The 24,074-nt window shown below is 73.0% G+C and carries 26 protein-coding genes, 1 tRNA gene and 1 pseudogene; 17 read left to right on the top strand and 11 right to left on the bottom strand.

The genetic code is table 11. The annotated features are described in order from the left end of the window. Nucleotides 1–98 precede the first annotated feature (98 nt). Nucleotides 99–172, top strand: a tRNA-Gly gene (locus tag O7604_RS09095). 194 nt (nucleotides 173–366) lie between these two features. On the opposite strand, the gene O7604_RS09090 is transcribed toward O7604_RS09095, so the two are convergent. Next, on the bottom strand, nucleotides 367–585 hold the full coding sequence (locus tag O7604_RS09090) for a hypothetical protein (protein ID WP_269703190.1): 219 nt from the start codon (nucleotides 583–585) through the stop codon (nucleotides 367–369). A 498-nt stretch (nucleotides 586–1,083) separates the two neighbouring features. Here O7604_RS09090 and O7604_RS09085 point away from each other — a divergent pair. Further along, nucleotides 1,084–1,388 (top strand): annotated as a pseudogene (locus O7604_RS09085) (transposase family protein); the annotation flags it as partial. 54 nt (nucleotides 1,389–1,442) lie between these two features. Here the strand turns inward: O7604_RS09085 and O7604_RS09080 are convergent. After that, nucleotides 1,443–1,745, bottom strand: a complete 303-nt coding sequence (locus O7604_RS09080) for a hypothetical protein (RefSeq protein ID WP_269703189.1) — start codon at nucleotides 1,743–1,745, stop codon at nucleotides 1,443–1,445. Between the two features lie 77 nt (nucleotides 1,746–1,822). Between O7604_RS09080 and O7604_RS09075 the strand changes: the two genes are divergently transcribed. After that, nucleotides 1,823–2,434: a dihydrofolate reductase family protein gene (locus O7604_RS09075; protein ID WP_281579401.1), complete on the top strand. Its 612-nt coding sequence runs from the start codon at nucleotides 1,823–1,825 to the stop codon at nucleotides 2,432–2,434. On the opposite strand, the gene O7604_RS09070 is transcribed toward O7604_RS09075, so the two are convergent. Together O7604_RS09070 and O7604_RS09065 are read right to left on the bottom strand one after the other, a co-directional pair. Beyond that, entirely contained in the window at nucleotides 2,413–2,919 is a 507-nt protein-coding gene (locus O7604_RS09070) for a GNAT family N-acetyltransferase (protein WP_269703187.1), read from the bottom strand. The genes O7604_RS09075 and O7604_RS09070 overlap by 22 nt on opposite strands. A gap of 9 nt (nucleotides 2,920–2,928) precedes the next feature. After that, nucleotides 2,929–3,324 carry a VOC family protein gene (locus tag O7604_RS09065; RefSeq protein WP_269703186.1) on the bottom strand — a complete coding sequence of 132 codons (396 nt, stop codon included), beginning with the start codon at nucleotides 3,322–3,324 and terminating at the stop codon, nucleotides 2,929–2,931. An 87-nt stretch (nucleotides 3,325–3,411) separates the two neighbouring features. Here O7604_RS09065 and O7604_RS09060 point away from each other — a divergent pair, with 87 nt between their 5' ends. The 4 genes from O7604_RS09060 (at nucleotide 3,412) to O7604_RS09045 (ending at nucleotide 6,965) form a co-directional block, all read left to right on the top strand. Continuing rightward, a complete protein-coding gene (locus O7604_RS09060) occupies nucleotides 3,412–4,305 on the top strand; it encodes a LysR substrate-binding domain-containing protein (RefSeq protein WP_281579400.1) in 894 nt (297 codons plus the stop codon). 32 nt (nucleotides 4,306–4,337) lie between these two features. Then, nucleotides 4,338–4,904, top strand: a complete 567-nt coding sequence (locus tag O7604_RS09055) for an NUDIX domain-containing protein (protein WP_281579399.1) — start codon at nucleotides 4,338–4,340, stop codon at nucleotides 4,902–4,904. A 76-nt stretch (nucleotides 4,905–4,980) separates the two neighbouring features. After that, nucleotides 4,981–6,033, top strand: coding sequence for a MerR family transcriptional regulator (locus O7604_RS09050; RefSeq protein ID WP_281579398.1), 1,053 nt, complete (start codon nucleotides 4,981–4,983; stop codon nucleotides 6,031–6,033). 20 nt (nucleotides 6,034–6,053) lie between these two features. Next, a complete protein-coding gene (locus tag O7604_RS09045) occupies nucleotides 6,054–6,965 on the top strand; it encodes an LLM class flavin-dependent oxidoreductase (RefSeq protein ID WP_269706953.1) in 912 nt (303 codons plus the stop codon). On the opposite strand, the gene O7604_RS09040 is transcribed toward O7604_RS09045, so the two are convergent. Next, complete coding sequence (locus tag O7604_RS09040) at nucleotides 6,962–7,375, bottom strand: ASCH domain-containing protein (protein ID WP_269703181.1); 414 nt, start codon at nucleotides 7,373–7,375, stop codon at nucleotides 6,962–6,964. The two genes, O7604_RS09045 and O7604_RS09040, sit on opposite strands and share 4 nt — an antisense overlap. Before the next feature lie 53 nt (nucleotides 7,376–7,428). Continuing rightward, complete coding sequence (locus tag O7604_RS09035) at nucleotides 7,429–7,968, bottom strand: phosphoribosyltransferase family protein (protein WP_281579397.1); 540 nt, start codon at nucleotides 7,966–7,968, stop codon at nucleotides 7,429–7,431. A gap of 190 nt (nucleotides 7,969–8,158) precedes the next feature. On the opposite strand from O7604_RS09035, the gene O7604_RS09030 reads away from it, so the two are divergent. From O7604_RS09030 to O7604_RS09010, 5 genes are all read left to right on the top strand, one after another. Next, a complete protein-coding gene (locus O7604_RS09030) occupies nucleotides 8,159–8,791 on the top strand; it encodes a septal ring lytic transglycosylase RlpA family protein (protein ID WP_281579396.1) in 633 nt (210 codons plus the stop codon). 251 nt (nucleotides 8,792–9,042) lie between these two features. Continuing rightward, nucleotides 9,043–10,104, top strand: coding sequence for an IS110 family transposase (locus tag O7604_RS09025; RefSeq protein ID WP_120572001.1), 1,062 nt, complete (start codon nucleotides 9,043–9,045; stop codon nucleotides 10,102–10,104). Nucleotides 10,105–10,178: 74 nt separating this feature from the next. Then, entirely contained in the window at nucleotides 10,179–11,306 is a 1,128-nt protein-coding gene (locus tag O7604_RS09020) for a PP2C family protein-serine/threonine phosphatase (RefSeq protein WP_269703178.1), read from the top strand. Nucleotides 11,307–11,422: 116 nt separating this feature from the next. Then, entirely contained in the window at nucleotides 11,423–13,279 is a 1,857-nt protein-coding gene (locus O7604_RS09015) for an acyl-CoA dehydrogenase (RefSeq protein ID WP_281579395.1), read from the top strand. Nucleotides 13,280–13,463: 184 nt separating this feature from the next. Next, entirely contained in the window at nucleotides 13,464–13,733 is a 270-nt protein-coding gene (locus O7604_RS09010) for a DUF6458 family protein (protein ID WP_013283345.1), read from the top strand. Between the two features lie 6 nt (nucleotides 13,734–13,739). Here the strand turns inward: O7604_RS09010 and O7604_RS09005 are convergent, their stop codons facing one another. Continuing rightward, the gene (locus O7604_RS09005) at nucleotides 13,740–14,606 is read right to left on the bottom strand and encodes an aldo/keto reductase family oxidoreductase (protein WP_281579394.1); all 867 of its coding nucleotides are present in this window, start codon (nucleotides 14,604–14,606) and stop codon (nucleotides 13,740–13,742) included. 129 nt (nucleotides 14,607–14,735) lie between these two features. Between O7604_RS09005 and O7604_RS09000 the strand changes: the two genes are divergently transcribed. Beyond that, entirely contained in the window at nucleotides 14,736–15,146 is a 411-nt protein-coding gene (locus O7604_RS09000) for a helix-turn-helix domain-containing protein (RefSeq protein ID WP_281579393.1), read from the top strand. A 10-nt stretch (nucleotides 15,147–15,156) separates the two neighbouring features. On the opposite strand, the gene O7604_RS08995 is transcribed toward O7604_RS09000, so the two are convergent. Further along, the gene (locus O7604_RS08995; RefSeq protein ID WP_281579392.1) at nucleotides 15,157–15,693 is read right to left on the bottom strand and encodes a histidine phosphatase family protein; all 537 of its coding nucleotides are present in this window, start codon (nucleotides 15,691–15,693) and stop codon (nucleotides 15,157–15,159) included. A gap of 117 nt (nucleotides 15,694–15,810) precedes the next feature. Between O7604_RS08995 and O7604_RS08990 the strand changes: the two genes are divergently transcribed. Then, nucleotides 15,811–16,101, top strand: coding sequence for a DUF6458 family protein (locus O7604_RS08990; protein ID WP_091413749.1), 291 nt, complete (start codon nucleotides 15,811–15,813; stop codon nucleotides 16,099–16,101). 70 nt (nucleotides 16,102–16,171) lie between these two features. Here the strand turns inward: O7604_RS08990 and O7604_RS08985 are convergent, their stop codons facing one another. Further along, nucleotides 16,172–16,849, bottom strand: coding sequence for a hemolysin III family protein (locus tag O7604_RS08985; protein ID WP_091413751.1), 678 nt, complete (start codon nucleotides 16,847–16,849; stop codon nucleotides 16,172–16,174). 75 nt (nucleotides 16,850–16,924) lie between these two features. On the opposite strand from O7604_RS08985, the gene O7604_RS08980 reads away from it, so the two are divergent. Genes O7604_RS08980 through O7604_RS08970 form a run of 3 tightly spaced genes read left to right on the top strand, consistent with a single transcriptional unit; the run spans nucleotide 16,925 to nucleotide 19,132 of the window. Then, nucleotides 16,925–17,539, top strand: coding sequence for an allophanate hydrolase subunit 1 (locus O7604_RS08980; protein ID WP_281579391.1), 615 nt, complete (start codon nucleotides 16,925–16,927; stop codon nucleotides 17,537–17,539). Beyond that, complete coding sequence (locus O7604_RS08975; protein WP_281579390.1) at nucleotides 17,536–18,399, top strand: biotin-dependent carboxyltransferase family protein; 864 nt, start codon at nucleotides 17,536–17,538, stop codon at nucleotides 18,397–18,399. Before O7604_RS08980 ends, O7604_RS08975 begins: the two co-directional genes overlap by 4 nt. Next, nucleotides 18,383–19,132 carry a 5-oxoprolinase subunit PxpA gene (locus O7604_RS08970; RefSeq protein WP_281579389.1) on the top strand — a complete coding sequence of 250 codons (750 nt, stop codon included), beginning with the start codon at nucleotides 18,383–18,385 and terminating at the stop codon, nucleotides 19,130–19,132. The genes O7604_RS08975 and O7604_RS08970 overlap by 17 nt, the downstream gene beginning before the upstream one ends. 60 nt (nucleotides 19,133–19,192) lie before the next feature. On the opposite strand, the gene O7604_RS08965 is transcribed toward O7604_RS08970, so the two are convergent. Further along, complete coding sequence (locus O7604_RS08965) at nucleotides 19,193–21,025, bottom strand: NHL domain-containing thioredoxin family protein (RefSeq protein ID WP_281579388.1); 1,833 nt, start codon at nucleotides 21,023–21,025, stop codon at nucleotides 19,193–19,195. Nucleotides 21,026–21,144: 119 nt separating this feature from the next. Continuing rightward, nucleotides 21,145–23,976 (bottom strand): hypothetical protein, encoded by a 2,832-nt coding sequence (locus O7604_RS08960; protein WP_281579387.1) that lies wholly within the window; start codon nucleotides 23,974–23,976, stop codon nucleotides 21,145–21,147. Nucleotides 23,977–24,074: the final 98 nt, after the last annotated feature.

Genomic DNA, 24,074 nt, shown 5'->3' with positions numbered 1-24,074 from the left:
TGGGGGCAACCGCCCCCCGATGCCGCCACCTCGCCGAGGTGGCGCGCGGGCACCTGACTGCACGGGGGTGGGGGGCTTCAGGTAGAGTGGTGCCGCCTGCGGGTGTAGTTCAATGGCAGAACATCAGCTTCCCAAGCTGACAGTGCGGGTTCGATTCCCGTCACCCGCTCCACGCATGGAAGCCCTGGTCAGGACGAGAGTCCCAACCAGGGCTTCCGCGTTGTCAGGGAGCCGAAGCGGGCCATAGGGCCTGTGTCGCGGGAGCGGCCGAGCGACATGGCCGACCGGTTCGACGCTGACCCCGGCGGGTGGGTTCGGCCTGCAGGACGGCCCCCGGACCGACACTGGCGCGAGGGCCGTCCTGGCTCAGAGGATCTGCCGGTTCACCCGGTCCAAGGTGAGAAACGTGGCCAAGGCCAGACTCACCGGCGTGGCCATCTCGGGAAGGTACTGCGCGCTGACCCCGACGGCGGCCGAGATGCCCAGGAAGCCGAGAGTGCGGAGCGGAATTGAGCGCTCCCGTGGCGTAACCTGCGGCTCCGACTGCTGCAACTGTGCAGCAGCATGACGTACCCTGCTCCTCATGCGTTGACCCTTTCCGCACGGATGGCGATTGGTGTTGCGCTTCGGCGGGCGCCCGGGTAGCCGCCCGGGTGCCCGCCTTTCGTATGTGCCGGTGTCGGTTGACCCTGCACGTTGTCCGGGGCCTGGAACTGGGTCCACGCGATGAGCTTGACCTGGGGTCGCAATCTCGCGTGCTCCGGACTCTGAGCACTGTAGTGGGCCGACCGGACAGGAGCGCCTCATCGCACCCGCCCATTACCATCCGAAACGGACACACCAGGGCAATCGCCTCCCAGACTTAAGGAACGCTTTAGAAGCACCCCGAGCCGTGACCTGCGAGCTCTAGCTCGCTTCTGCAGCCGGTCGGCCACCCTCGGCGGCCCGCCTCGGCTTGCGCCGGGCCGCCAACTGATCTTGCAGCTCGGGGGGAGTAGGGCTGACCCCGGTGATCGATGGGTGCGAGGCTCCCGGTAGGACAGCTGTCGACCAAGACTCGAAGCTCCGACCGGGAGCCTCGCCATGCTGTCCTACCCCGTCACGATTCCGTTATCCAGCCACCCTGAACCACTCGCCGGCCGCATCCGCGGACACCGCAAGCAGCGCCGATTCCGGTGGCGGCGCCTCGCCCCGGTCGACAGGCGCTACTGGCTCTCGCCCACCTGCGCAACGGCTACCCCCACACCCGACTCGCGGCCGGCTTCGAGATTGGCGTGGCCACCGCCTGGCGCTACGTGCAGGAAGCGATAACCCTGCTCGCGACGGCCGCCAAACGACCTGGCACCTCCATGGACCGGATCCGCCGGCTGGCGCACGCGATCCTGGACTGAGGAACCCGGTGGCGGTGATCGGTTACGTGACGGAGATCGAGGGTGCGCCCTTCAGGTTGTTCCGGGACGAGTAGAACGGGTCCACTGGCTCAGGCGGATCCAGGTCTGGCCGTCGGCGGGCCGGACCCGCACCGAGTCGCCCAGGTTCAAGGCGGCGAGCACCCCGAAGACGGCGTCCAGGACGGCTCGTCGGTCCGCCGTCACAAGGACGTCGACGTCGAGGTGCGAGCCGTGCTCGCTTGTTCCGGCACCGGTCACCTCGCCGCGCCCGACGAGAGCCTCGTTGAGGGCATCTTCGAGGTCGTCGCGATCGATGTCGATCTGCCCGTCGATGACCAGTTCCACGAAATCCATCACGTACACCTCGGCGATGAGTTGCGGGTCGTTGACGGGTCTGACGGGGAAAGAGCGGAAACCGGAGGAGCAGACCCATGGGCAAGCTGATCGTGACCGAGTTCCTGACCGTTGACGGCGTGGCGCAGGCGCCCGGCGAGCCCGACGAGGACCGCGAGGGCGGCTTCAGCCACGGCGGATGGCAGATGCCACTGCTCGACGACGCGTCCGGCGCGGTGATGTTCCAGCAGGCGAGCAGCATGGACGCGCTGCTGCTGGGCCGCAAGACGTACGACATCTTCGCCGGCTACTGGCCGAAGGCGCCCGCGGACATCCCCTTCACCGGCCTGCTCAACGGCGTGCCGAAGTACGTGGTCAGCCGTACCCTCACCGAGCCGCTGGCCTGGGCGAACTCGTCGCTGGTGTCCGGTGACCTCGCCGAGCGCGTCACCGAGATGAAGGCCCGCCACGACGAGGTGCACGTGATCGGCAGCTTGGACCTGGCGCAGTCGCTGCTGCGCGCCGGTCTCGTGGACCGGCTCAACCTGTGGGTGTACCCGGTGGTGCTCGGCACCGGCAAGCGGCTGTTCGGCGAGGGGACGGTGCCGACCGCGCTGCGGCTCACCGAGTCGGTCACCCACGCCCACGGCACGCTCCAGCTGACGTACGAGCCGGCCGGCGCTCCCACCTACGGGGACGCGGCCGCGTAGGGCGCGCGGAGGTCGAGGACGTGCCGCAGGCCGGGCTCCGCGGCCAGCACCACCGGACCGTCGGGTACGAATCCGGCACGCCGGAGCACCGCCAGCGAGGCCGGGTTCGCCAGCGCCGCCGAGGCGACCAGCCGGCGCAGCCCGTACTCGGTGCGGGCCAGTTCGCAGACGCGCCGTACTCCTTCACTCGCGAGCCCGCGCCCGGCGGCGCGTTCGGCCACCCGGTAGCCCAGCTCGGCGCTGCCGTCTGCGACGTCGACCAGGTTGAACCGGCCGAGCACGGTGCCGTGGTCGCCGACCAGCACGTGGAAGTGGCAGGTGCCGCGTTCCTGCTCGTCCAGCAGGGCCGCGTGCCGGGCGGCGTACCCGGTGAAGAAGTCGTCGCCCCGGTCGGGGACGTACCGGGCGAAGTAGGCCCGGTTCTCCCGCTCGAACCGCAGTACGGCGGGCGCGTGGTGGGCGGCGAGTCGTTCCAGCTGCGGCATCGGCTCAGGCTAGGCGCCGGCCGGGTAGCAGCGCAGTTCGATTGTGTTGCCGTCCGGGTCGCTGACGTAGATCGAGGTGGCTGTGCCGCGCGCCCCGAAGCGCGGTACCGGGCCGGTCAGCACGGTGAACACCCCGGAGTCGATCACCCGCTGCCAGTCGACCGGCTCCACCACGAGGCAGAAGTGATCCACGTTGGACTGGTCCGAGCCGCCGCGTAGAAGGTCGATGATGGTGCCGGCGTCGACACGTACGGACGGGAAGGGCACCTCGCCGGCCCGCCACCTGTCGACCCGCACCGGGGCCAGGCCGAGCGTGCCGCAGTAGAAGTCGAGGGAGCGCTCGACGTCGCTCACCGAAAGCACGAGGTGGTCGAACCCGGTCACCGTCACGAGATGGTTCTGCATGCCGTCAACCCTGGTCCGCCGGGTGAGCCGGACCAAGCCCGATCCGGACTACGATCGTTGACCCGCAGGCAACGACGGAGGTGCCCGGTGCTGGAGCGGTACGAGGTCGAGACGTTCCTGACCCTGGCCGAGGAGCTGCACTTCGGGCGGACCGCCGAGCGGCTGCGGGTGAGCACCGGGCGGGTCAGCCACGTGGTGCGCAAGCTGGAACGCCGGATCGGCGCGCCGCTGTTCGAGCGCACCAGCCGGGTCGTCCGGCTCACCCCGATCGGCGCCCGCCTGGCCGAGGAGATGCGCCCGCTGGTGGCTGGCATCGAGGCGGCGGTCCAGCGGGCCGTCGACGCCGGTCGCGGGCTCACCGGCGAGCTGCGGGTGGCGTACGTCGGTGAGTCGGCAGCCCCGGCGCTGCTGCGCGCGGTGGCCCTGTTCACCGCGCGTCACCCGGACTGCGAGGTGCACGTGCACGAGGCGCCGCTGGCCAGCACCCGGTCGAGCCTGGTGGACGGCACCATCGACGTGCTGATCGCCTCGTACCCCTTCGACGGCATGGCGAACGGCCCGGTGCTGCTGCGCGAGCGCCGGGTGCTCGCGGTGGCCGCGGGCCATCCGCTCGCGGCCGAGGAGTCGGTGTCCCTGGAGGTGCTGGGCGACCATCCGGTGGTGCAGTACCCGGCGGTGACGTCGGCCGCGTTCAAGCAGGACCGCACGCCGGACCGCACGCCCGCGGGCCGGCCGGTGCCGAAGGGGCCGGTGGGCGGCAGCTTCTCCGAGATGCTGGCGCTCGTCGCGCTGGGCCGGGGGGTGCTGCCGGTGGGCGAGCAGACCCGCCAGTTCTACGCCCGCCCCGACGTGGCCTACGTGCCGATCCACGACGCGCCGCCGATCTGTCGCGGTCCGGTGTGGCCGGCCGGGAATACCACGTCCCGGGTACGCGAGTTCGTCCGCGCGGCTGCCGACGCCAACCCGCTGCCGGAGGACTGATCCCGTCGTACCCGGCTGGCAGCATCGGCGAGATGCGGGACGAGATCCGGGCACTGGTCGAGGAGCTACCACCGGGGGACGATCTGGAGGCGCGGCACCGGGAGGCCGCACTGACCTGGCTGGCCGGCACGGAGGACATCTTCCGCCGGGCCAAGCCGCGTACGCCGTCGCCGCACCTGGTCGCGTACTTCCTGCTCCGCGACCCGGCCGATGGCGCGGTGCTGCTGGTCGACCACCGCCTCGCCGGGATGTGGCTGCCCAGCGGCGGTCACGTCGAGCCGGGCGAGCACCCGGCCGACACGGTGCGCCGCGAGCTGCGGGAGGAACTGGGCGTGGCGGCGGTCTTCGCGCCGCCGTTCGGCGAGCGCCCGGCGTTCCTGACCGTCACCGAGACGGTCGGCCCGCCGGAGCTGCGGCACACCGACGTGAGCCTCTGGTACGTGCTGTCCGCCCACCGCGACCAGCGGTTCACGCCCGATCCGGTGGAGTTCGCCGGCACCCGCTGGTGGACGCCGGCCGAGGTGACCGAGGCGCCGGCCGGCACGATCGAGCCGCACCTGGGCCGGATGCTGACCAAACTGGCGGCAGCGACGCCTTGACCCGTCCCCTGCGGCAAGGCCCAGCGTGGTCGGTGCCGGTCGCGGTGACCGGCACGAGGAGCGCGAGGGAGGCACGGTGCGACTGCTGACCATCGGCGCGTTCGCCCGCGCGACCGGCCTGAGCGCCAAGGCGCTGCGCATCTACGACGACTGCGGGCTGCTGCCCCCGGCCGCGGTGGACCCGCACTCGGGCTACCGCTACTACGCGCCGGAGCAGGCGGACCGGGCGCGGCTGATCGCCGGGCTGCGCCGGGCCGGGATGCCGCTGGCCGAGATCCGTACCGTCTGCGGCCTGCCGTCCGCTGCCGCCGCCGAGGCGCTCGACGCCTGGTGGCGGCGGGTCAGCGCGGACACGGCAGCACGCGGCCGGGCCGTCGCGCTCCTCGTCGACACGCTCAGCGAGAGGGGCACCACCATGTCCGAGACCACCTTCCGGTACGCGACGCGCTGCGAGACCGGCACGGTCCGCGATTCCAACGAGGACACCGCGTACGCGAGCGCCACGCTGCTCGCGGTCGCCGACGGCGTACGCGGTCCGGCCGGTGCCGCCGCGAGCACCGCCGCGGTGGACGCGCTGCACCCGTTGGAGCAGGCCGACGCGCCGCAGGCCGATCTGCTCGCCGCGCTGGCCGACGCGGCGACCCGGGCCGACCGGGCGGTACGCGCGCACGCCACCGACGCCGACCAGCCCGCCACCACGCTCACCGCGCTCGTACGGCGCGGCACCCGGCTCGCGCTCGTGCACGTCGGGGACAGCCGGGCGTACCTGCTGCGCGGCGGCGAGCTGTCCCGGCTCACGCAGGACCACACGTACGTGCAGACGCTCGTCGACCAGGGACGGCTCACCCCGGCCGAGGCCGGGGCGCATCCGCAGCGGGCGCTGCTGGCCCGGGCGCTCGGCGCGGGTGCGGAGGTGGAGGCCGACCTGGCGCTGCGGACCGCGCTGCCCGGCGACCGCTACCTGCTCTGCTCCGACGGTCTCTCCGCCGTGGTGGACCCGGGCGCGCTGCACGCCGCGCTGGCGGAGGCGGACGATCCGGAGACCGCCGTCGAGCGCCTGGTCGAGCTGGCGTACGCGGCCGGCGCGCCGGACAACATCGCCTGCGTGGTCGCCGACCTGGCGGCGTGATCCCCGCGACCCGGGTCGGCATGTCCGACCCGGGTCGTACCCTGGCGATCATGCGAATCGGCATCGTGATCCTGCCCGACCAGCGCTGGTCGGAAGCGCGTCGGCGGTGGGCGCAGGTGGACGAGTGGGGCTTCGACCACGCCTGGACCTACGACCACCTGGGCTGGCGTGACCTGGTCGACGGGCCGTGGTTCGACTCGTGGACGACGTTGACCGCGGCGGCCGGCGTGACCTCCCGGGTGAAGCTCGGCACGCTCGTCGCGTCGCCGAACTTCCGGCACCCGGCGGCGTTCGCCCGGCAGGTGACGGCGCTGGATGACGTGTCCGACGGTCGGGTGCTGCTCGGCCTGGGCGCGGGCGGCATCGGCTTCGACTCGGCGGTGCTCGGCGGCGAGACGCTGCCGCCCCGGCAGCGCGTCGACCGGTTCGCCGAGTTCACCGAGCTGCTCGACGCGATCCTGCGGGAGGACGGCACGACCTGGCGCGGGGAGTGGTTCACCGCTGTGGACGCCCGCAACAACCCGGGGTGCGTCCAGCAGCCCCGGGTGCCGTTCGTGGTGGCCGCGAACGGGCCCCGCTCGATGCGGCTGGTCGCCCGGTTCGGGCAGGGCTGGGTCACCACCGGGCTCGGCGGCGACGACATCGAGGCCTGGTGGGGCACTGTGGCGGAGCTGTCCGACCGGATGACGCGGACGCTGGAGCAGGCCGGCCGTGACCCGGCGACGCTCGACCGCTACCTGTCGCTCGACTCGGCTCCGGTGTTCTCGCTGACCAGTGCCGACTTTCTCGCCGAGCAGGTGGCCCGGGCGGCCCGGCTGGGCTTCACCGACGTGGTGACGCACTGGCCCCGGGCCAGCAGCTGGTACGCCGGCGACGAGGCGGTGCTGGTGGAGGCGGCGGCGCTGCTGCCGGAGCTGCGCCGGGCCGGCTAGGTGCCGACGCTGCCCTCGGTGGAGACCAGCCGGAAGCGGAGGCAGACGATCCGGGTGTCGTCGGTGACCGGGGTGCCCTGCCGGGCCCAGTAGGCGCCGTGGCCCTCGCGCCACTCCTCGATCGACCGGTCGCCCTCGCCCTCGGCGCGGGCGAAGTCCCACGGCACGTCGGCGAAGCGCACCACCTCGACGCCCGTCACCTCGATCACGGCGAGGAACTGGTCGTTGTCGTCGACGAGCACCTGCCGCTCGCCGACGTACTCCAGTTCCTCGCCGTCCTCGTCGTATTCCTGCACGAGGCCGGCGGTGGCGGTCTTCACGCCGGAGAGCACGAGGGTGTTGAGCCGGGTGCGCAGCTCGCCGGGCGTGCCGAGGGCGAGTGCGCGCAATCCACCGATGCGGGGCCACATGCCGTCGACGCTACGGCACCGTACCGCCGTGGCTCATCCGGTTTGCCGGCGTCTCACGGCAACTGGTCGCCGGTGAGCAGGGCACGCAGCCTCAGCCGCCCGGCGACCTCGGGCGGGCAGGTCGCGACGAGGGCGGCGGCGCCGATCAGTTCGGCCCCGGCGTCCGCCACGACCTGGCACAGCGCGTCCAGTTGCGCGCCGGTGTCGACCCAGTCGTCGACCAGCAGCACCCGGTCGCCGGGGCCCAGCCGCCGGCCGTCCACGCCGACCCGCAGTTGCCGTCCCCGGTAGTCGGAGGGTGTGTCGGCCCAGCGCGTCGGCCCGACCCGGCGTCGCTCGCCACCGTCCTTGTACGCGGGCAGGAAACCGGCTCCGGTGGCGACCGCGACGAGCGGGCCGAGCAGCAGCCCGGTCACCTCGGGTGCGATCACGACGGTCGGGCGGGCGTCCGGAAACAGCCCGGCCAGCGCCGGCCCGACCTGGGCCAGCACGTCGGGGTCGCGCCACCAGCCGGAGATGTCACTGACCAGGTGGGTGCTGCCCGGCCCGGGGTCGACCCACCGGAACAGCTCGACCAGGCGACGGTTCAGCACGTTTCCATCCTGGCGGATCCACGGTTTCCGTCCTGGCGGATCGGTGGGCCGTTCGGCCGATCGACGGTGGCGTGATCGGCTACACGTACCAGGGTAAATGCGGGCATAGCACCATGATCACGTTGACTTCGGAAGTGCTTCTCTCGTTACGGTCCGGGCCGGTTTGTCAGTTGACGAAAGGACCGGGCCGGTGGCTGCTAGGCACCTTCGTACCCGCAAGTTCTCCTCGCCCGCCGCCATCGCCGCGACCGCGGCGGTCGGTGTGGCCCTCGCGGTCGGCGGTACCGTCGGCGCCGTGCGGCTCACCTCCGCCGAGCCGCCCGCCGAGCCGGCCGTGGTCGAGACGCTGCCCAGCACGCCCGCCCCCACGTCGGCCTCTCCCTCGCCGAGCGCGTCGGCCTCGCCCAGCGCGAGCCTCAGCCCGTCGCCGAAGGCCACCGCCAGCCCGAAGGCGAGCCGTACGCAGGCGGCCTCCCGGAGCAAGGCCAGGACCGCCTCCCCGTCGCCGACGGCGAAGAAGACGAGCAGCCCGAAGGTCGTGGACAGCGGCTCCTGCGGCGCCTCCTTCTACGCCGAGGGTCAGATGACGGCGAACGGCGAGACGTTCAACCCGAACGCGCTGACCGCCGCGCACAAGACGCTGCCGTTCAACACGAAGGTCCGGGTGACCAACCCGGCCAACGGCAAGTCGGTGGTGGTGCGGATCAACGACCGCGGTCCGTTCATCGAGGGCCGGTGCCTGGACCTGTCCCGCGCCGCGTTCGCGACCATCGCCGCCACGAGCCTCGGTCACGTCGACGTCCGGTACGAGGTGCTCGGCTGACTGTGAGCATGGCGGGGTCGGTTCAGTAGTGATGAGCTGATGGCTGGCAGTGGCAGGCGTGACCCTTCGTCTGACTGGCTTTGTGCCCTTGGCGGGACTTGTCCGTCTGCTGCTGCCAGCGCCGGCCCGGCGGGAGACGTTTGGCCTGATCAGGAGCTTGACCGCCAGTTAGCGGCTGGCGTGTCTCATCACAGTCCTGCCATCTCCGCGCCGGACCGGACCTCGCGTCCCCCACGGTGAGGAGAGAACGCATGTCCATGCTGGCAGATCTGGTCGAGGTCGTCATCGGCGTCGACACGCACAAAGACACCCACACCGCCGCGGTCCTCGATGCCCGCACCGGTGCCGTGCTGGCACGGGTCAGGGTGAACACCGACCCGGACGGCTACGCCGAGCTGGTAGCCCTGGCCGATGAGCAGTCAGGGTTGCGGGCCTGGGCGCTGGAGGGCACCGGCGGCTACGGCGCCGGCCTTCACCGTTATCTGGCCGATGCCGGTGAGCTGGTTGTCGAGCTGGACCGCCCCAAGCGGCCGACTCGCCGGGCCGGGGCGAAGTCCGACCCGATCGACGCCGAACGCGCCGCCCGTGATGCCCTGGCCCGCACCCGGCTGACGCAGCCCAAGACCGGGCCTCAGCGGGCAGCGCTGCAGATGCGGCTGACCGCCCGCCGGGCGGCCGTCGAGGCTGCCACCGCCGCCCAGCGGCAGCTGCACGCGATGGTCATCACCGCTCCCGAAGCGGTGCGAACCCGCTTTCGCGGGCAGCGCACCCGAACGATGATCACCACGGCTGGCCGGCTGCGACCGACCACGGCCGGTGGCGACATCGAGGCCGCCACCGCGCTGGCAGTGTTACGTGATCTCGCCCGACGCATTCGGACCTTGGAAACGGAGGCAGCCAGCCACGAGACAGCCATCCGCATGATCGTGCGCTCCTGGCGCCCCGACCTGCTCGACCTCACTGGCGTCGGACCCATCGTCGCCGCCACCGTCCTGACCGCCTGGTCCCACCCCGGACGCTGCCGCAACGACGCCGCGTTCGCCATGCTCGCCGGCGCCGCCCCGATCCCTGCTTCATCCGGCAAAACCATCCGCTACCGGCTCAACCGCTCAGGCGACCGGCAACTCAACCGCGCCCTGCACACCGTCGCCCTGTCCCGACTGCGCTACGACGAGCCCACCCGCGCCTACGCCGACCGCCGCCGCGCCCAAGGCAAAACCGACCGAGAGATCAAACGCTGCCTCAAGCGATACATCGCAAGAGACCTCTACCGACGCCTCGAAAGCCCACCCCAGCCACTTGACGCGCCATAGGAGCGTCCGGCCACTCGGGCAGAACTTCCACGACCGACGGGCCAGGTTCATTCTCCCGCTCACGTCCATCAGGCATGCTGTCCGATGTACGCACGCAACCCTTCCAGCCGGGCCGAGGCCCGCTGAGTCCCGGATCCCGCGCCGGCCTCGGCGCGGCCCTTGCGCTGCTCGCGATCGTGGTCGCCGTGGAACTGGCCGACGGCCGTCCGGCGCACTACCTCGCGCTGATGGTTGTCGCGCCGTTCATCGCGGCGGCGCTGGCGTCCTGGCGAGTGGTGCTCGCGGTGGGCGGGCTGGCCATCGCCCTCGGCATCGGCTTCGCGGTCGCGGAGCGGGGCAGCCCGCTGGTGACAGTCGTCAACGTGACAGCGGTCGGGGTGGCCACCGCGATCGCGGCGGCCACGGCGGCGATGCGCCAGCGTCAGGTGGACCGGATCGCCGAGCTGTCCCGGCTCGCCTCGGTCGCCCAGCAGGCGGTGCTGCGACCGCTCGGCCCGCAGGTCGGCACGCTGGCAGTGGCCGCCCGGTACATCTCCTCCACCGCTACGGCCGAGATCGGCGGGGACCTGTACGAGGTGATGGACACCCCGTACGGCGTCCGCATGATCATCGGTGACGTACGGGGCAAAGGGCTGGACGCCGTTCGCCTGGCCAGCATCGTGCTCGGCTCCTACCGGCACGTCGCGTACGAGCGGGCCGACCTGCGTGCGGTGGTCACCGACCTGGACCGGGCGGTGGCCCGCAACGTCGGCGACGAGGACTTCGTCACCGCGGCCCTGGTCGAGGAGCGCGGCGGCACGCTCACCATCGTCAACTGCGGGCACCCGTCACCGTTGCTGCTGCGCCGGGGCGCGGTGATACCGCTGGAGCCGCCCGCGCCCGCGCCACCGCTCGGCTTCATGCCCGTGGTCCGGCCCCGGGTGGAGCGGCTGGAGCCGGGTGACCGGCTGCTGCTGTTCACCGACGGGCTGGGCGAGGCGCGCCGGGACGGCGAATTCTTCCCCACCGCCGACCGCGCCTGGCGGCTGCTCGGTCACGGCACCGTCGCCGACGGGCTGGCCTCGCTGGAGACCGCCCTTGTCGAGTGGGTGCACGGCCGGCTCGACGACGACATCGCGCTGGTCCTGATGGAGTACGTCGGCCCGCGCAGCGCCACCGCCGCCCCGGTTCCGAGCTGGGAGGTCGGCGCCGCCGACGGATGAACGGGAAGTGTGTAATCGCTGTCACTTCCGAGATCCGCTTGTCGTTGCCTACCGGCGAGTAATACAGTCTGGAGTTACTGATCGGTAACACCTGTCCGGAAGCGGGGCCAGCGAGCATGACCCACTACAAGAGCAATGTGCGGGACCTCGAGTTCAACCTGTTCGAGGTATTCGGGGCGGACCGGACGCTCGGCCAGGCTCCGTTCACGGACCTGGACGTCGACACCGCCCGCAGCTTCCTCGGCGAGGTCGACCGTCTCGCCCGCGAGGACCTGGCTGCCAGCTACTCGGACAGCGACCGCAACCCGCCGGTCTTCGACCCGGCGACGTTCACCGCGCCGCTGCCGGAGTCGTTCAAGAAGTCGTACAAGGCGTTCATGGACTCCGAGTTCTGGCGCCTGGACCTGCCGGAGGTCCTGGGCGGCACCAACGCCCCGCGCGCCCTCTGGTGGTCGCTCGCCGAGCTGGTGCTCGGCGCCAACGCCCCGATCTGGATGTACGCCTCCGGCCCGTCCTTCGCCCACGTGCTGCACGTCGAGGGCACCGAGGAGCAGAAGAAGTGGGCCCGGCTGTTCATCGACAAGCAGTGGGGCTCGACCATGGTCCTCACCGAGCCGGACGCCGGCTCGGACGTGGGCGCCGGCCGTACCCGCGCGATCCAGCAGCCGGACGGCTCGTGGCACATCGAGGGCGTGAAGCGCTTCATCACCTCCGGTGAGCACGACCTGAGCGACAACATCGTCCACTACGTGCTGGCCCGTCCGGTCGGCGTCGAGGGCGTCGGCGGCCCGGGCACCAAGGGCCTGTCGCTGTTCGTCGTGCCGAAGTACCACTTCGACCCCGAGACCGGCGAGCTGGGCGAGCGCAACGGCGTCTACGCCACCAACGTCGAGCACAAGATGGGCCTGAAGGTCTCGAACACCTGCGAGGTGACCTTCGGCGAGCACGGCGTACCGGCCAAGGGCTGGCTGCTGGGCGAGAAGCACGACGGCATCCGCCAGATGTTCATGATCATCGAGTACGCCCGGATGCTGGTCGGCACCAAGGCCATCGCCACGCTCTCCACCGGTTACCTGAACGCGCTGGAGTACGCCAAGAACCGGGTGCAGGGCGCCGACCTCACCCAGATGGCCGACAAGACCGCCCCGCGGGTGACCATCACCAACCACCCGGACGTGCGCCGCTCGCTGCTGCTGCAGAAGTCGTACGCCGAGGGCCTGCGCGCGCTGGTCTGCTACACCGCGAGCTGGCAGGACAAGGTCGCGATCGCCGAGGCGGCCGGTGACGAGAAGGCCACCAAGCTGGCCAAGCGGGTCAACGACCTGCTGCTGCCGCTGGTCAAGGGCGTCGGCTCGGAGCGTGCGTACGAGCTGCTCGGCCACGAGTCGCTGCAGACCTACGGCGGTTCCGGCTTCCTCCAGGACTACCCGCTGGAGCAGTACGTCCGCGACGCCAAGATCGACACCCTGTACGAGGGCACCACCGCGATCCAGAGCCTCGACCTGATCTTCCGGAAGATCGTCCGGGACAACGGCAAGGCCCTGATGGCTGTCGCCGCCGAGATCCAGGAGCACATCGCCTCCGAGGCCGGCAACGGCCAGCTCAAGGAGGAGCGTCAGGCGCTCGGCAAGGCGCTCGCCGAGATCCAGAACATCCTCGGCGTGATGACCGGCTGGCTGGGCGAGGCCCAGGGCGGCGACACCCGCGCGCTCTACAAGGTCGGCCTGAGCAGCCGCCGGTTCCTGCTGGCGATCGGTGACCTGGTGGTCGGCTGGCTGCTCCAGAAGCAGGCGGACGTGGCGCTGAAGGCGCTGGCCGGCGAGGTCTCCGCGGCCGACAAGTCCTTCTACACCGGCAAGGTCGCCGCCGCCCGGTTCTTCGCCCGCGAGGTGCTGCCCCGCATCGGCGCCGACCGGCGGATCATCGAGGGCACCGACCTGGAGATCATGGACCTCCCGGAGGAGGCTTTCTGAGCCCTTCCGGGGGCTTTCACCCCTGAAGCGTCACTCTCCCCCTCATGACGACGGCCGGCGGGCACCAGCCCGCCGGCCGTCGTCGTGCGTGCGCCACGGGTGGATAGGCGGGCCGGTGGCGGGTAACCGTCGCGGACCACGACCGAGTACGCCCAAGGCCATCGCACGGGGGAGTGCAGCGCACATGGGCATTGGTAGCGCCATCTTTCTCATCGCGCTCGGCGCGATCATGACCTTCGCCATCCGAGCCAACGTCTGGTGGATCGACCTGCGCGCGGTCGGCTGGGTGTTCATCCTGGCCGGGCTGGGCGTCCTGCTGACCACGCTGTGGTTCTGGCAGGACCGCCGCAAGCGGGCCCGCACGCTCATCGTGGAGGAGAACCGGCTGTCGCATCCGACCGCGATGATGCCGCCGCCGCCCGACCCGCCGCCGCCGACGGCCCCTCCGTCCTGACGCGTCTCAGCGGCCGATCCGGTCCAGCTCGGCGAGGTCGTCGCCGGAGAGCGCCAGCCCGGCGCCGGCGATGTTCTCGCGCAGGTGCGCGACGGACTTGGTGCCGGGGATCAGCAGGATGTTCGGCGAGCGCCGCAGCAGCCAGGCCAGGGCGACGCCCATCGGTGTCGCCCCCAGGCGCTCGGCCACCGCCGACAACGCCGAGGACTGCACCGGGGTGAACCCGCCGAGCGGGAAGAACGGCACGTAGGCGACACCCTGCCGGGCCAGTTCGTCGATCAGGTCGTCGTCGTCGCGGTGGGCCAGGTTGTACCGGTTCTGCACGCAGGCGATCGGTGCGATGGTCCGTGCCTCGGCGACCTGTTCCGGCGTCACGTTGCTCAGGCCCAGGTGGCGGATCACGCCCTCCTGCTGGAGCGCGACGAGCGTCTCCAGCGCCTCGGCGAGCGAGCCGGGCTTCGGCCCCTCGGCGTCGCCGAGCCGCAGGTTGACCAGGCCGAGCGCGTCCACGCCGAGCGTCTCCAGGTTCTCCCGGACCTGTCGGCGCAGGCTCTGCGGATCCCGGGCCGTGGGCCAGCCGCCCTGCTCGTCCCGGTCCGCGCCGACCTTCGTGACGATGTGCAGCGTCTCCGGGTACGGGTGCAGCGCCTCCCGGATCAGCCGGTTGGTGACGTGCGGCCCGTACGCCGCGCTGGTGTCGATGTGGGTGATGCCGAGCGCGACCGCCTCACGCAGCACGGCCAGGGCGCCCTCGTGGTCGGCCGGTGGTCCCATGACCCAGGGGCCGGCGAGTTGCATCGCGCCGTAGCCGAACCGGGTGACGGTCAGGTCGCCCAGCGTCCAGGTGCCGCCGGGAAGGGTGGTGCGGGCCATGCGTGTACCTCTCGTCGTTTTCGCGACGCCGCCGGATCGGGGCGGCCGGCTTCCACTATCGAGGTGTAACTTTCCATCGGGAAGTAGGCACCTCAAAGTGCGTAGCTCACCGAGGCGGCAGGAGCAGAGATGAGCAAGGCCGAGTACGACGCGTTCCTGGCCGGGTGCCCCAGCCGGCAACTGCTCGACCGGATCACCGACAAGTGGGTCACGCTGGTGCTGGCCGCGTTGCGCAGCGACGGCTCGCACCGGTTCGGCGCGGACTGCGCCGGCGACCCGCGGCCGAGGCGGTACTCCGAGCTGTTCCGCACGCTCCCCGGGGTCAGCCAGAAGATGCTCACCCAGACGCTGCGCGCCCTGGAACGCGACGGCATGATCACCCGCACCGTGGAGCCGACGGTGCCGGTCACTGTCACCTACGAGCTGACCGACCTCGGGTACTCCTTGCACGAGATGATCCGCGGCTTGAAGTCCTGGGCGGAGGCGCACATGGACGACGTGCTCGCCAACCGGGCGGCGTACGACACCCGCGTCGGCTGAGCCCGGCCGCTCAGGCGCGCGCGGTGTGGCGGCCGGTGATCGGCGCGTTCCCCGGCGCGAGGTCGGCCCAGCGGGTCGTCGGCCGGTGCACCACCAGGTCGGTGGTCCGCAGCCCGTCCGGGTCGGCCCGCTGCGGATCGAGCAGCGCCGACAGCAGGGAGATCCCCGGGTTGTGGGCGACCAGCAGCACCGTCCCGGCCGTCGGCTCGACCGTCCACAGCAGCTCCAGCAGCTGATCCGGAAGCGCGTCGTACGCGGTCACCTCGTATCGCACCGCGGGAGCCGGGCCCGCGGGACCGCCCTCCGGCGGGGCACCGCTCATGCCCATCGCCACGTCGTGCCAGGTCTGCCGGGTGCGCCGGGCGGGCGAGCAGAGGACCACGTCGGGGAGCAGCGCGTGCCGGGCCAGCCAGGCGCCCGCGGTGGCGGCGTCGGCGTGCCCCCGCGCGGTGAGCGACCGTTCCGCGTCCGGGAGGTCCCCGGACTGCTCGGCCTTGGCGTGCCGCAGCAGCACCAGCGTCCGCTGCCCGTTCCTGCCATCCGTCATACCGCCCAGCTTGCCTGATTGACGATCAAAGCGCCTGGGTATGTCGATGAGTGCCGCTACCTCATCCATGGCCGCGGCGGGCAGGAAACGCCAGCAGGACGCCAAGGAGGCGACGTCATGGGCATCGGTGCCAGCATCTTCCTCATCGCGCTCGGCGCGATCTTCGCGTTCGCCGTCGACGCCAATCTCGGATGGCTGAACCTCAACGTGGTGGGCTGGGTGCTCATGCTCGCCGGCGTCGCCGGCCTGCTCACCACGCTCTACTTCTGGAACAGCCGCCGCCGTGTGGTGGCCGCTCCGGTACGCGAGCAGGTCGTGGCCGAGCCGGTGGTGCCGGTGCGCGACGACCGCGTCGTACGCGAGGAGTACCGCGAGGTGCGCCGTCCGGGCTCGGGCTACCCGGCCTGACCCCCCAGAACCCGAGGGCCCCGCAACGGTGCGGGGCCCTCGCGCATGTCCGGGGCCGGTCCGGCTCGGCTCAGGCGAACAACGCGAAGTAGATCGCGATGTGGTGGCAGATCGCCGCGACGAGCGTGCAGGCGTGGAAGAACTCGTGGTGCCCGAAGACGGTGGGCCACGGGTTCGGCCGGCGCAGCGCGTAGAACACCGCGCCCACGCTGTAGATCGCGCCGCCCACGCTCAGCAGCACCAGCGCGGTCACGCCACCTGCGTGCAGGATCTGCGGCAGCATGGCCACCGCGACCCAGCCGAGCGCCAGATAGAGCGGGGCGGAGACCCAGCGCGGCGCGTGCGGCCAGATCAGCTTGACCGCCACGCCCGCGATCGCGCCGCCCCAGACCAGGCTCAGCATGATCGTGGCCTGCCGGGTGTCCAGCAGCAGCGCGCAGAACGGTGTGTAGGTCCCGGCGATGAACACGAAGATCATCGAGTGGTCCATCCGGCGCATGATCTGATAGCCGCGTTCGGACCAGACCCGCCGGTGGTAGAGCGCGCTGGTGCCGAACAGCCCGCACACCGTGAAGCTGTAGATCAGGCAGCTCACCAGCGGTGCCCAGCCGGGACGACCGGCGGCGATCGAACAGAGCACGATGCCGCAGACGAGAGCGGCGAAGAACGCGTACGCGTGCAGCCAGCCGCGCATACGCGGCTTCCCGATGTCGGCCGGCCGGAGCCGGAACGGTGCGGAGGTCGTCACGTCATTAGGTTACGACAGCGTAGGTTACTTGCAAGTAGTGTGGACCGTCACCTCACCCGGCGGGAGGATGACCGGATGCGGATCCGGCCGGTCGGGGCGTACGCCCTTCTCCTCGACTGCGACGACGCGGAGCAGGCGCAGGCGTGGCGGGCCGAACTGTGGCACCGGCGCGAGGCAGGCGAACTGACCGCCACCGAGATCGTCCCGGGCGCGGTCACCGTGCTGCTCGACGGCGTACCGGACCCGGAGACGGCCGCCGCGCGGATCGCCGGCTGGCGGCCCCGCACCGCCGTCTCCGGCCCGGCCACCGCCGAGGTCCGGGTCCCAGTCGTGTACGACGGGGAGGACCTGCCGCGCGTCGCCGGCCACTGGGACACCGACGTGCCCGCCGTCGTCGACCGGCTGCGGCGCACCGAGTTCCGGGTCGCGTTCTGCGGCTTCGCGCCCGGGTTCGCGTACCTGACCGGGCTGCCGCCCGAGCTCGCCGTCCCCCGGCTCGCCACGCCGCGTACCCGGGTGCCGGCCGGCTCGGTCGCGCTCGCCGGCCCGTACGCGGGCATCTACCCCGCCGCGTCACCCGGTGGCTGGCTGCTCGTCGGCCGCACCGACCTGCCGCTGTTCGACGTGCACGCCGACCCGCCGGCCCGGCTCACCCCCGGCACCCGCGTCCGGCTGGTCGACGCGTCGTGATCGAGGTGCTGCGGGCCGGGGCGCTCACCACCGTTCAGGACCAGGGCCGGTCCGGGTGGGCGCACCTCGGCGTACCCCGCTCCGGAGCCCTCGACCCGGCCGCCCTGCGCCTGGCCAACCGGCTCGTCGGCAACGACGAGCACGCCGCCGGGCTGGAGATCACCATGACCGGCTGTGCCCTGCGGTTCACCCGGGCCGTCGCCGTCGCGCTCATCGGCGCCCCGGCCGACGTGGTCGTCGAGTGGCGGACCGGGGACATCCGGCCGGGCGACGTGGGACGGCCGCTCTCGCTCCCGGCGGGCGCGGTGCTGCGCGTCGGACCGGCCCACGCCGGAGTACGGACCTGGCTCGCGGTCAGCGGCGGGATCGCCGTCGAACCGGTGCTCGGCAGCCGCGCCACCGACACACTCTCCGGCCTCGGACCGCCGCCGCTGCGCGACGGGGACCGGCTGCCGCTCGGCACCCCGGCCGGCCCACCCGCACCCGTCGACGTCCCCGTCACCGGGCCGGTCCCGGACGAGCTACGGCTGAGCGTGCGTCCCGGCCCCCGGCAGGACTGGTTCACGCCCGAGGCGCTGGACCTGCTGTGCCGCGACGCGTACACGGTGAGCCCGGACAGCAACCGGGTCGGCGCGCGGCTGGCCGGCGCGGCGCTGACCCGCGCGGTGGCCGGCGAACTCCCGAGCGAGGGTCTGGTGCTCGGCGCGGTGCAGGTGCCGCCGTCGGGTCAACCGCTGGTCTTCCTGGCCGACCACCCCACCACCGGCGGGTACCCGGTCATCGGAGTGGTGGACGACGTGACAGCGCTCGCCCAGGCCCGGCCAGGCACTACGGTGACGTTCCATGGACCTCAACGCTGACCTCGGCGAGGGATTCGGAAGCTGGCGGCTCGGCGACGACCACGCACTGCTCGACCTGATCAGCTCCGCGAACGTCGCCTGCGGTTTCCACGCCGGCGACGCGGCCACCATGCACCGCGTCTGCGCCGGTGCCGCCGAACGCGGCGTCGCGGTGGGCGCGCAGGTCGGCTACCGGGACCTCGCCGGCTTCGGCCGGCGGCACATCGCGTACGACTTCGCCGAGCTGCGCGACGAGACCATCTACCAGCTCGGGGCGCTCGACGCCTTCTGCCGCCTGTACCGCACCCGGGTCCGCTACCTCAAGCCGCACGGGGCGCTCTACCACGCGGCGGCCCACGACGAGGGTCAGGCCGCCGCGCTGGTGGCGGCGATCAGCGGATACGACCACGAGCTGCCGGTGCTCTGCCAGCCCGGCACCGTGCTGGCCCAGCTCGCCGCGGGCGCCGGACTGCGGGTGGTGGCCGAGGGGTTCGCCGACCGCAACTACCTCCCCAACGGCACGCTCGTGCCGCGCAGCTCACCCGACGCGCTCGTGACCGACCCGGAGCAGGTGGCCGTCCGGGCGGTACGGATGGCCGTCGAGCGGACGCTGGTCGCCGTCGACGGGACGGTGATCCCCGCCCCGGTCGAGTCGATCTGCCTGCACGGCGACACGCCCGGTGCGGTGCGGTGCGCGGAGCTGGTGCGGGCCGCGCTTGTCGACGCGGGGGTGACGCTCACTCCGTTCGCGTGAAAGGAAGGGCCCCTTCTTAACGCCTCCGGTAGAGGAAGGGGCCCTTCTTAACACCTCCGGTCAGGCGTCCATCCCCCGCAGGACCAGCGGTACGCGAGTCGCGCCGCCGGTGACCACCCGCACCGGTACGCCCCAGTCCTGCCGCGTCAGGTGGCAGGCCGCGTGCTCGACGTCGGCGTCGCAGGTCGCCGCTTGGGCGGTCACCTGGAGTACCCCCTGCGCCACGTCGCCGCTGACCACCAGCCTGCGGGACAGCTCGGTGGTCGTGCCCGCGCCCTCGACCAGCAGCTCCGGCGGGGACGCCGAGACCACCAGCCGGGTTGAGGGCCCGTACGTCTCGTCGAGCTTCTGCCCCGACGCCGGCGTGAAGATCACGTCCAGGGCCAGTTCACCGGCCGCCACGTCGGTGGGTTTGCGTTCCAGCCGGTGCCGGGGGCCGTCCACCGTGTTCGCGCCGGCCGACGTCAGCGCACCCGGGGCCAGCCGGGTCAGCCGGTGCGCGGCCGACTCGACCACCAGCACCTCGCCCTCCCCGGTGAGCACCAGGTCGCTCGGCTCGGCCAGCCCGTCCGCCACGGTGCCCACCTGGCCGGTCTCCGGGTCGAAGCGGCGCACCGCCCCGTTGTACGTGTCGGCGATCAGCACCGAGCCGTCGGGCAACGCGCATACGCCCAGCGGATGCTGGAGCAACGCCTGGTCGGCCGGGCCGTCGACGTGCCCGAAGTCGAACAGGCCCTGACCGACAGCGGTGTGCATCTCGCCGCCGGAGACCCACCGGATCGCGCTGGTCTCGCTGTCGGCCACCCACAGGCGGGCGCCGTCGGCCGAGACCGACAACCCGGACGGCTGGGCCATCCACACGTCCGGCAGCGGGCCGTCGCGCAGCGCCTCGACAGTGGTCCCGGCGTACATGCCGGCGGTCCGCTTGATCGGGTCGAACCACCAGAGCTGGTGGATGCCGGCCATCGCGACGATCACCCGGTCGTCGTACCAGGCCACGTCCCAAGGGGAGGACAGGTCGACCGCGCGGGCGTCGTGCGCGTGGTCGTCGACTGTCGAGCGCCACTGCCGTCCGGTACCGGCCACGGTGACCACCTCGCCGGAGGACAGCCGTACGCCGCGCAGCAGGTGGTTGACCGTGTCCGCGACCACCACGTCGTAACCGGCGACCTCGGCCACGTGCGGCGGCAGCAGGCAGAGCCCCTGCGGCTCGGCGAACGTGGCGGCGGAGGCCGGGCCGTCCGTACGCCCCCGGGAACCGGCGCCGATGCGGCGGACCACCGTCTCGCCGTCGGCGGCCAGCTCGACCAGTGAGTGCCGGGCCGAGTCGCTGACCAGCAGGTTTCCACCGTCCAGCGGCAGCGCCTTGCCGGGGAACCGCAGCACCGTGTCCGGCTCGGCGGGCGGCACGTACGGGCCTTCGCCCCGGTGCAGCGTGCCCTTCGCCTCGTGGGTGTCGATCAGGTCGTCGATGAGGCGGGCCAGTCCTTCGGCGTGCCCCTCGCCGGCCATGGTGGCGACCACGTACCCCTCGGGGTCGACCACGGCGAGCGTCGGCCACGCCTTGGCCGCGTACTGCTGCCACATGTCCATCTCGGCGTCGTCGAGCACCGGGTGGTGCACGCCGTACCGCTCGACGGCCGCGGCCAGCGCCGCCGGGTCCTTCTCGTGCTCGAACTTCGGCGAGTGCACCCCGATCACGACCAGGACGTCGCCGTACTTCTCCTCGAGCGGACGCAACTCGTCCAGCACGTGCAGGCAGTTGATGCAGCAGAACGTCCAGAAGTCGAGCAGGACGATCTTGCCGCGCAGGTCGGCCAGTGTGACGGCCTTGCCGCCGGTGTTCAGCCAGGCCCGACCCCGCAGTTCCGGTGCCCGTACGCGTGCGCTCATGCCCCCATCGTGCCGCACCGGCCGGGCGGGCTCCCGGCGATCCCGGGGTGAACAGACGCACACCGGAACGGCGCAGAGCGCCCACCCCGGCGAGGGATGGGCGCTCCGCGTACGTGTGGTTACTGGCCGGCGGGCTTCAGGCAGAGCACCCGGGTGGTCCCGCCGCCCTCGACCGAGACCGAGGGCTGCGACAGGTCGGCGCACTTGTCCTTGTTGTCCACCTTCGACACCACGCTGAACGCGCCCGGCTCGCCGCAGTCGGCGGCCACGGCGCTCGTGCCGGACTGCTTCACGCAGGAGCCGACCGCCGGGTCGAAGCCGTCCGACTTGTCGCCGACCTTGCCGAGCAGCGTCAGCAGGCCGAGCGGTACGGCGAGGATGAGCACCGCGGCGATCAGCACGGCGGCGAGCACCCGGCCGTTGCGCACCTTCGGCGGGGGCGCCTCGGTCTGCGACTCGGTGGCATCCGGCTTGAACGCGTCGAAGCGGCCCTGCTCCGGCTCGGTGCCGGGCCCGTCCTGCGACCAGGCCGGCGGGGCCTGCTGAGGCGGCGGGAAGGCGTTGCCGCCACCGGCCGGGCCCTGGCCGGGCACCGCCACCGAGGCGCGTCCTCCGGCGGGCGGGCCGAACCGGTCCGGCTCGCCGAACGGCTCGGGCCGCCCGGCCGGGCTGCCGAACGCCGCCTGCTGCCCACCCGGACCGCCGAACGGGTCGGGCTGACCGCCGGGACCGCCGAACGGGTCGGGCTGACCGCCGGGGCCGCCGAACGACTCCTGCTGACCGCCGGGGCCGAACGGTTCCGGCCGACCGCCGGGACCGCCGAACGGGTCCTGGCCGCCGGGGTTGCCGTACGGGCTCTGCGGGCCACCGAACGGGTCGCGACCCGTGCCGGGCTGCTCGCCGCCCGGGTGCACGCCGTTGGCGGGACGGGTGTTGCCGGGCGCGTCCGCGAAGGACGGCATACCGACCGGGAACGACGGCGGCGCGGCGGGCGAGGAGGGCGCGCCGGCGTACCCCTGCGGGCCGTCGGCGTCCTCGGACCGCGACTGCGGGCCGGGGCCGGGGAAGCCGTTGCCGTGCGGCCCGTCCTGGCCGGGGAACCCGGGCTCGTCCGGCTCGGGGGCGTCCTCGGGCTCCGGGCGGGCGGGACGGCCGTACACCCGGGGCTGCGGCGTGGGGCCGCCGGTCGGCAGCGGCTGGTCGGACGGCGGGGTGACCCGGCTGGCCACCGGCACCGACGCGCTCGCCGAAACCGGGCCGCCCTCCGGGGAGGTACGCGGTGCGGGAACGGCGGGCGACTGCGGCTCCTCGGGGCGGGACGCGTTCCAGCCACCGTCGCCGCGCTCCGGCTCGTACCCCTGGGGTTCGTTGCCCGGGTGGTCGGTGGGCGACGACGCGGCCAGCGCGGCGCCCGGCACCCGCTGCTGCTGCGCCGGCAGCGGCACCGCGTTGCCGGGGGAGATGCCCGGCGCGGGGGCGGGCTGGTAGGCCGGGGCGGAGTCCTCGGACCGGCCCCACGCCTCGGCCTGCGGCCACGGCTCGGGCGACGGTGCGGCCGGACGCTCGTCCTGGTTGCCGCCCCAGCCGGCGGGTGCGTCGGTCGACGGCACGGACACGCTGGCGCGGGCCGACGCCTCGGCCGGCGCGGCGGCGCCCCAGGCGGGCTGCGCCGGCTCGTCCGCCGGCCGCGCGGGCTCGTGCTGCTGCGGTACGGCGGCCGCGCCGCTCCAGGCGCCGGCCTGCTCGCCGGAGTCACGCTGCTGCGGTACGGCGGCGCCGTCACCCCAGTCGCCGGACTGCCGGTTCGGCTCCCAGCCACCCGGCTGCGCCGCCTCGGCCGGGTTCGCGGCGCGCCCGGCAGCCCAGCCGCCCGAGCGGTCCGGGTCCTCGGCGCGGGCCGGCTCGTCCCAGCCGCCGGACCGGTTCTCGCCCTGCGGGGCGGGCCAGCCGCCGGAACGCTGTCCCTCGTCGTGCTGCGGCCCACCGGTCGCGCGCCAGCCGCCGCTGTCCTCGGCCGGGCGGTTGTCCTGATCGGACTGCTCCGGAGTGGACCAGGCGTGGTCCGGCCGGGCGGCACCGGGTACCGAGACCGCTGCGGCGGCCCGGGCGGGCGGGTCGGCCGGCGGCCAGGTGGCGCCGGTCTGCTGACCCGGCGCCCAGGCCGGCTGGCTCTCTCGCGGGTTCCAGCCGCCCGAGCGGTTCGGGTCGTCGGACGCGGCGGGCTGCTCGTCGCGCGGGTTCCAGCCGCCGGAGCGGTTCGGGTCGTCCTGCTGCTGCTGCGCGGCGGCCCAGCCACCGGCGCGACCGGAGGCGTCCTCGTGCTGCCCGGCGGTGGGCGCGAAGCCGCCGGAGCGATGCGGGTCGTCCGCGGGGGCGGGCGTGACCCAGGTCTCGTTCGGCACGGTGGCCGGGGCGGGCACGTAGCCGGTGCCGCGGGCGGCCGGGTCACCGGACGGCGACCAGCCCTGCTGCTGCTCGCCGGCGTTCCATCCGGGACGGTTCTGCTCGGCGGCGGCCCAGGGGGCCTGCGACGGCTCGGCCGGGCTGCCCGGCGGCGTGGCGGCCCAGGCGGGCGGTGCCTGCTCGGCGCCGCGGTCCGGGCCGGACTGCTCCTGGTTGCCCCAGGCCGGGCCACCGGAACCGGACCAGGCGGGGTTGCCCTGGTCGTTGCCGCCCCAGGCGGGCTGCGGGACCTGGGCGGTCGCCCGCCCGGTCACCGGCTGCCCGGCGGGCGGGGCCCACGCGGGTGGCTGGTCGTCGTTCGCGGCCCAGGCCGGGGCCGGCTGCGCGGGCCGACCGGCCGGCGGGGGCGGTGCCCAGCCGAGGTCGGGTGCGCCGTTGTACCCGTTGTCCTGCTGCGCCGGCTGATCGCCGTACGGCACCGGTCCGCCGGTGCCCGGCGACACCTCGCCCGGCTCCTGGCCGGGGCGGTGCGGAGCCTCGGACGTCATGGGTGCGCCTCCTCCATCACAGGTCGGCCGCCGATGCCGGTCGGGGAACCGTCGGCATGGCTACCGGCGTCGCCGGCGGGTACCGGCCGTGCGGGCTC

It is taken from the genome of Micromonospora sp. WMMA1947 (assembly GCF_027497355.1).
GTDB lineage: Bacteria > Actinomycetota > Actinomycetes > Mycobacteriales > Micromonosporaceae > Micromonospora.
The sequence above is the reverse complement of the archived record's forward strand: the minus strand, read 5'-3'. Positions and strand labels throughout refer to the sequence as shown.

Bases quoted from the DNA above. Each gene is read 5' to 3' on its own strand.
- O7604_RS09090 (WP_269703190.1), bottom strand. From the start codon at position 585: ATGAGGAGCAGGGTACGTCATGCTGCTGCACAGTTGCAGCAGTCGGAG.
- O7604_RS09080 (WP_269703189.1), bottom strand. From the start codon at position 1,745: ATGGATTTCGTGGAACTGGTCATCGACGGGCAGATCGACATCGATCGC.
- O7604_RS09075 (WP_281579401.1), top strand. From the start codon at position 1,823: ATGGGCAAGCTGATCGTGACCGAGTTCCTGACCGTTGACGGCGTGGCG.
- O7604_RS09070 (WP_269703187.1), bottom strand. From the start codon at position 2,919: ATGCCGCAGCTGGAACGACTCGCCGCCCACCACGCGCCCGCCGTACTG.
- O7604_RS09065 (WP_269703186.1), bottom strand. From the start codon at position 3,324: ATGCAGAACCATCTCGTGACGGTGACCGGGTTCGACCACCTCGTGCTT.
- O7604_RS09055 (WP_281579399.1), top strand. From the start codon at position 4,338: ATGCGGGACGAGATCCGGGCACTGGTCGAGGAGCTACCACCGGGGGAC.
- O7604_RS09045 (WP_269706953.1), top strand. From the start codon at position 6,054: ATGTCCGACCCGGGTCGTACCCTGGCGATCATGCGAATCGGCATCGTG.
- O7604_RS09040 (WP_269703181.1), bottom strand. From the start codon at position 7,375: ATGTGGCCCCGCATCGGTGGATTGCGCGCACTCGCCCTCGGCACGCCC.
- O7604_RS09025 (WP_120572001.1), top strand. From the start codon at position 9,043: ATGTCCATGCTGGCAGATCTGGTCGAGGTCGTCATCGGCGTCGACACG.
- O7604_RS09020 (WP_269703178.1), top strand. From the start codon at position 10,179: ATGCTGTCCGATGTACGCACGCAACCCTTCCAGCCGGGCCGAGGCCCG.
- O7604_RS09015 (WP_281579395.1), top strand. From the start codon at position 11,423: ATGACCCACTACAAGAGCAATGTGCGGGACCTCGAGTTCAACCTGTTC.
- O7604_RS09010 (WP_013283345.1), top strand. From the start codon at position 13,464: ATGGGCATTGGTAGCGCCATCTTTCTCATCGCGCTCGGCGCGATCATG.
- O7604_RS09005 (WP_281579394.1), bottom strand. From the start codon at position 14,606: ATGGCCCGCACCACCCTTCCCGGCGGCACCTGGACGCTGGGCGACCTG.
- O7604_RS09000 (WP_281579393.1), top strand. From the start codon at position 14,736: ATGAGCAAGGCCGAGTACGACGCGTTCCTGGCCGGGTGCCCCAGCCGG.
- O7604_RS08995 (WP_281579392.1), bottom strand. From the start codon at position 15,693: ATGACGGATGGCAGGAACGGGCAGCGGACGCTGGTGCTGCTGCGGCAC.
- O7604_RS08990 (WP_091413749.1), top strand. From the start codon at position 15,811: ATGGGCATCGGTGCCAGCATCTTCCTCATCGCGCTCGGCGCGATCTTC.
- O7604_RS08980 (WP_281579391.1), top strand. From the start codon at position 16,925: ATGCGGATCCGGCCGGTCGGGGCGTACGCCCTTCTCCTCGACTGCGAC.
- O7604_RS08970 (WP_281579389.1), top strand. From the start codon at position 18,383: ATGGACCTCAACGCTGACCTCGGCGAGGGATTCGGAAGCTGGCGGCTC.
- O7604_RS08965 (WP_281579388.1), bottom strand. From the start codon at position 21,025: ATGAGCGCACGCGTACGGGCACCGGAACTGCGGGGTCGGGCCTGGCTG.
- O7604_RS08960 (WP_281579387.1), bottom strand. From the start codon at position 23,976: ATGACGTCCGAGGCTCCGCACCGCCCCGGCCAGGAGCCGGGCGAGGTG.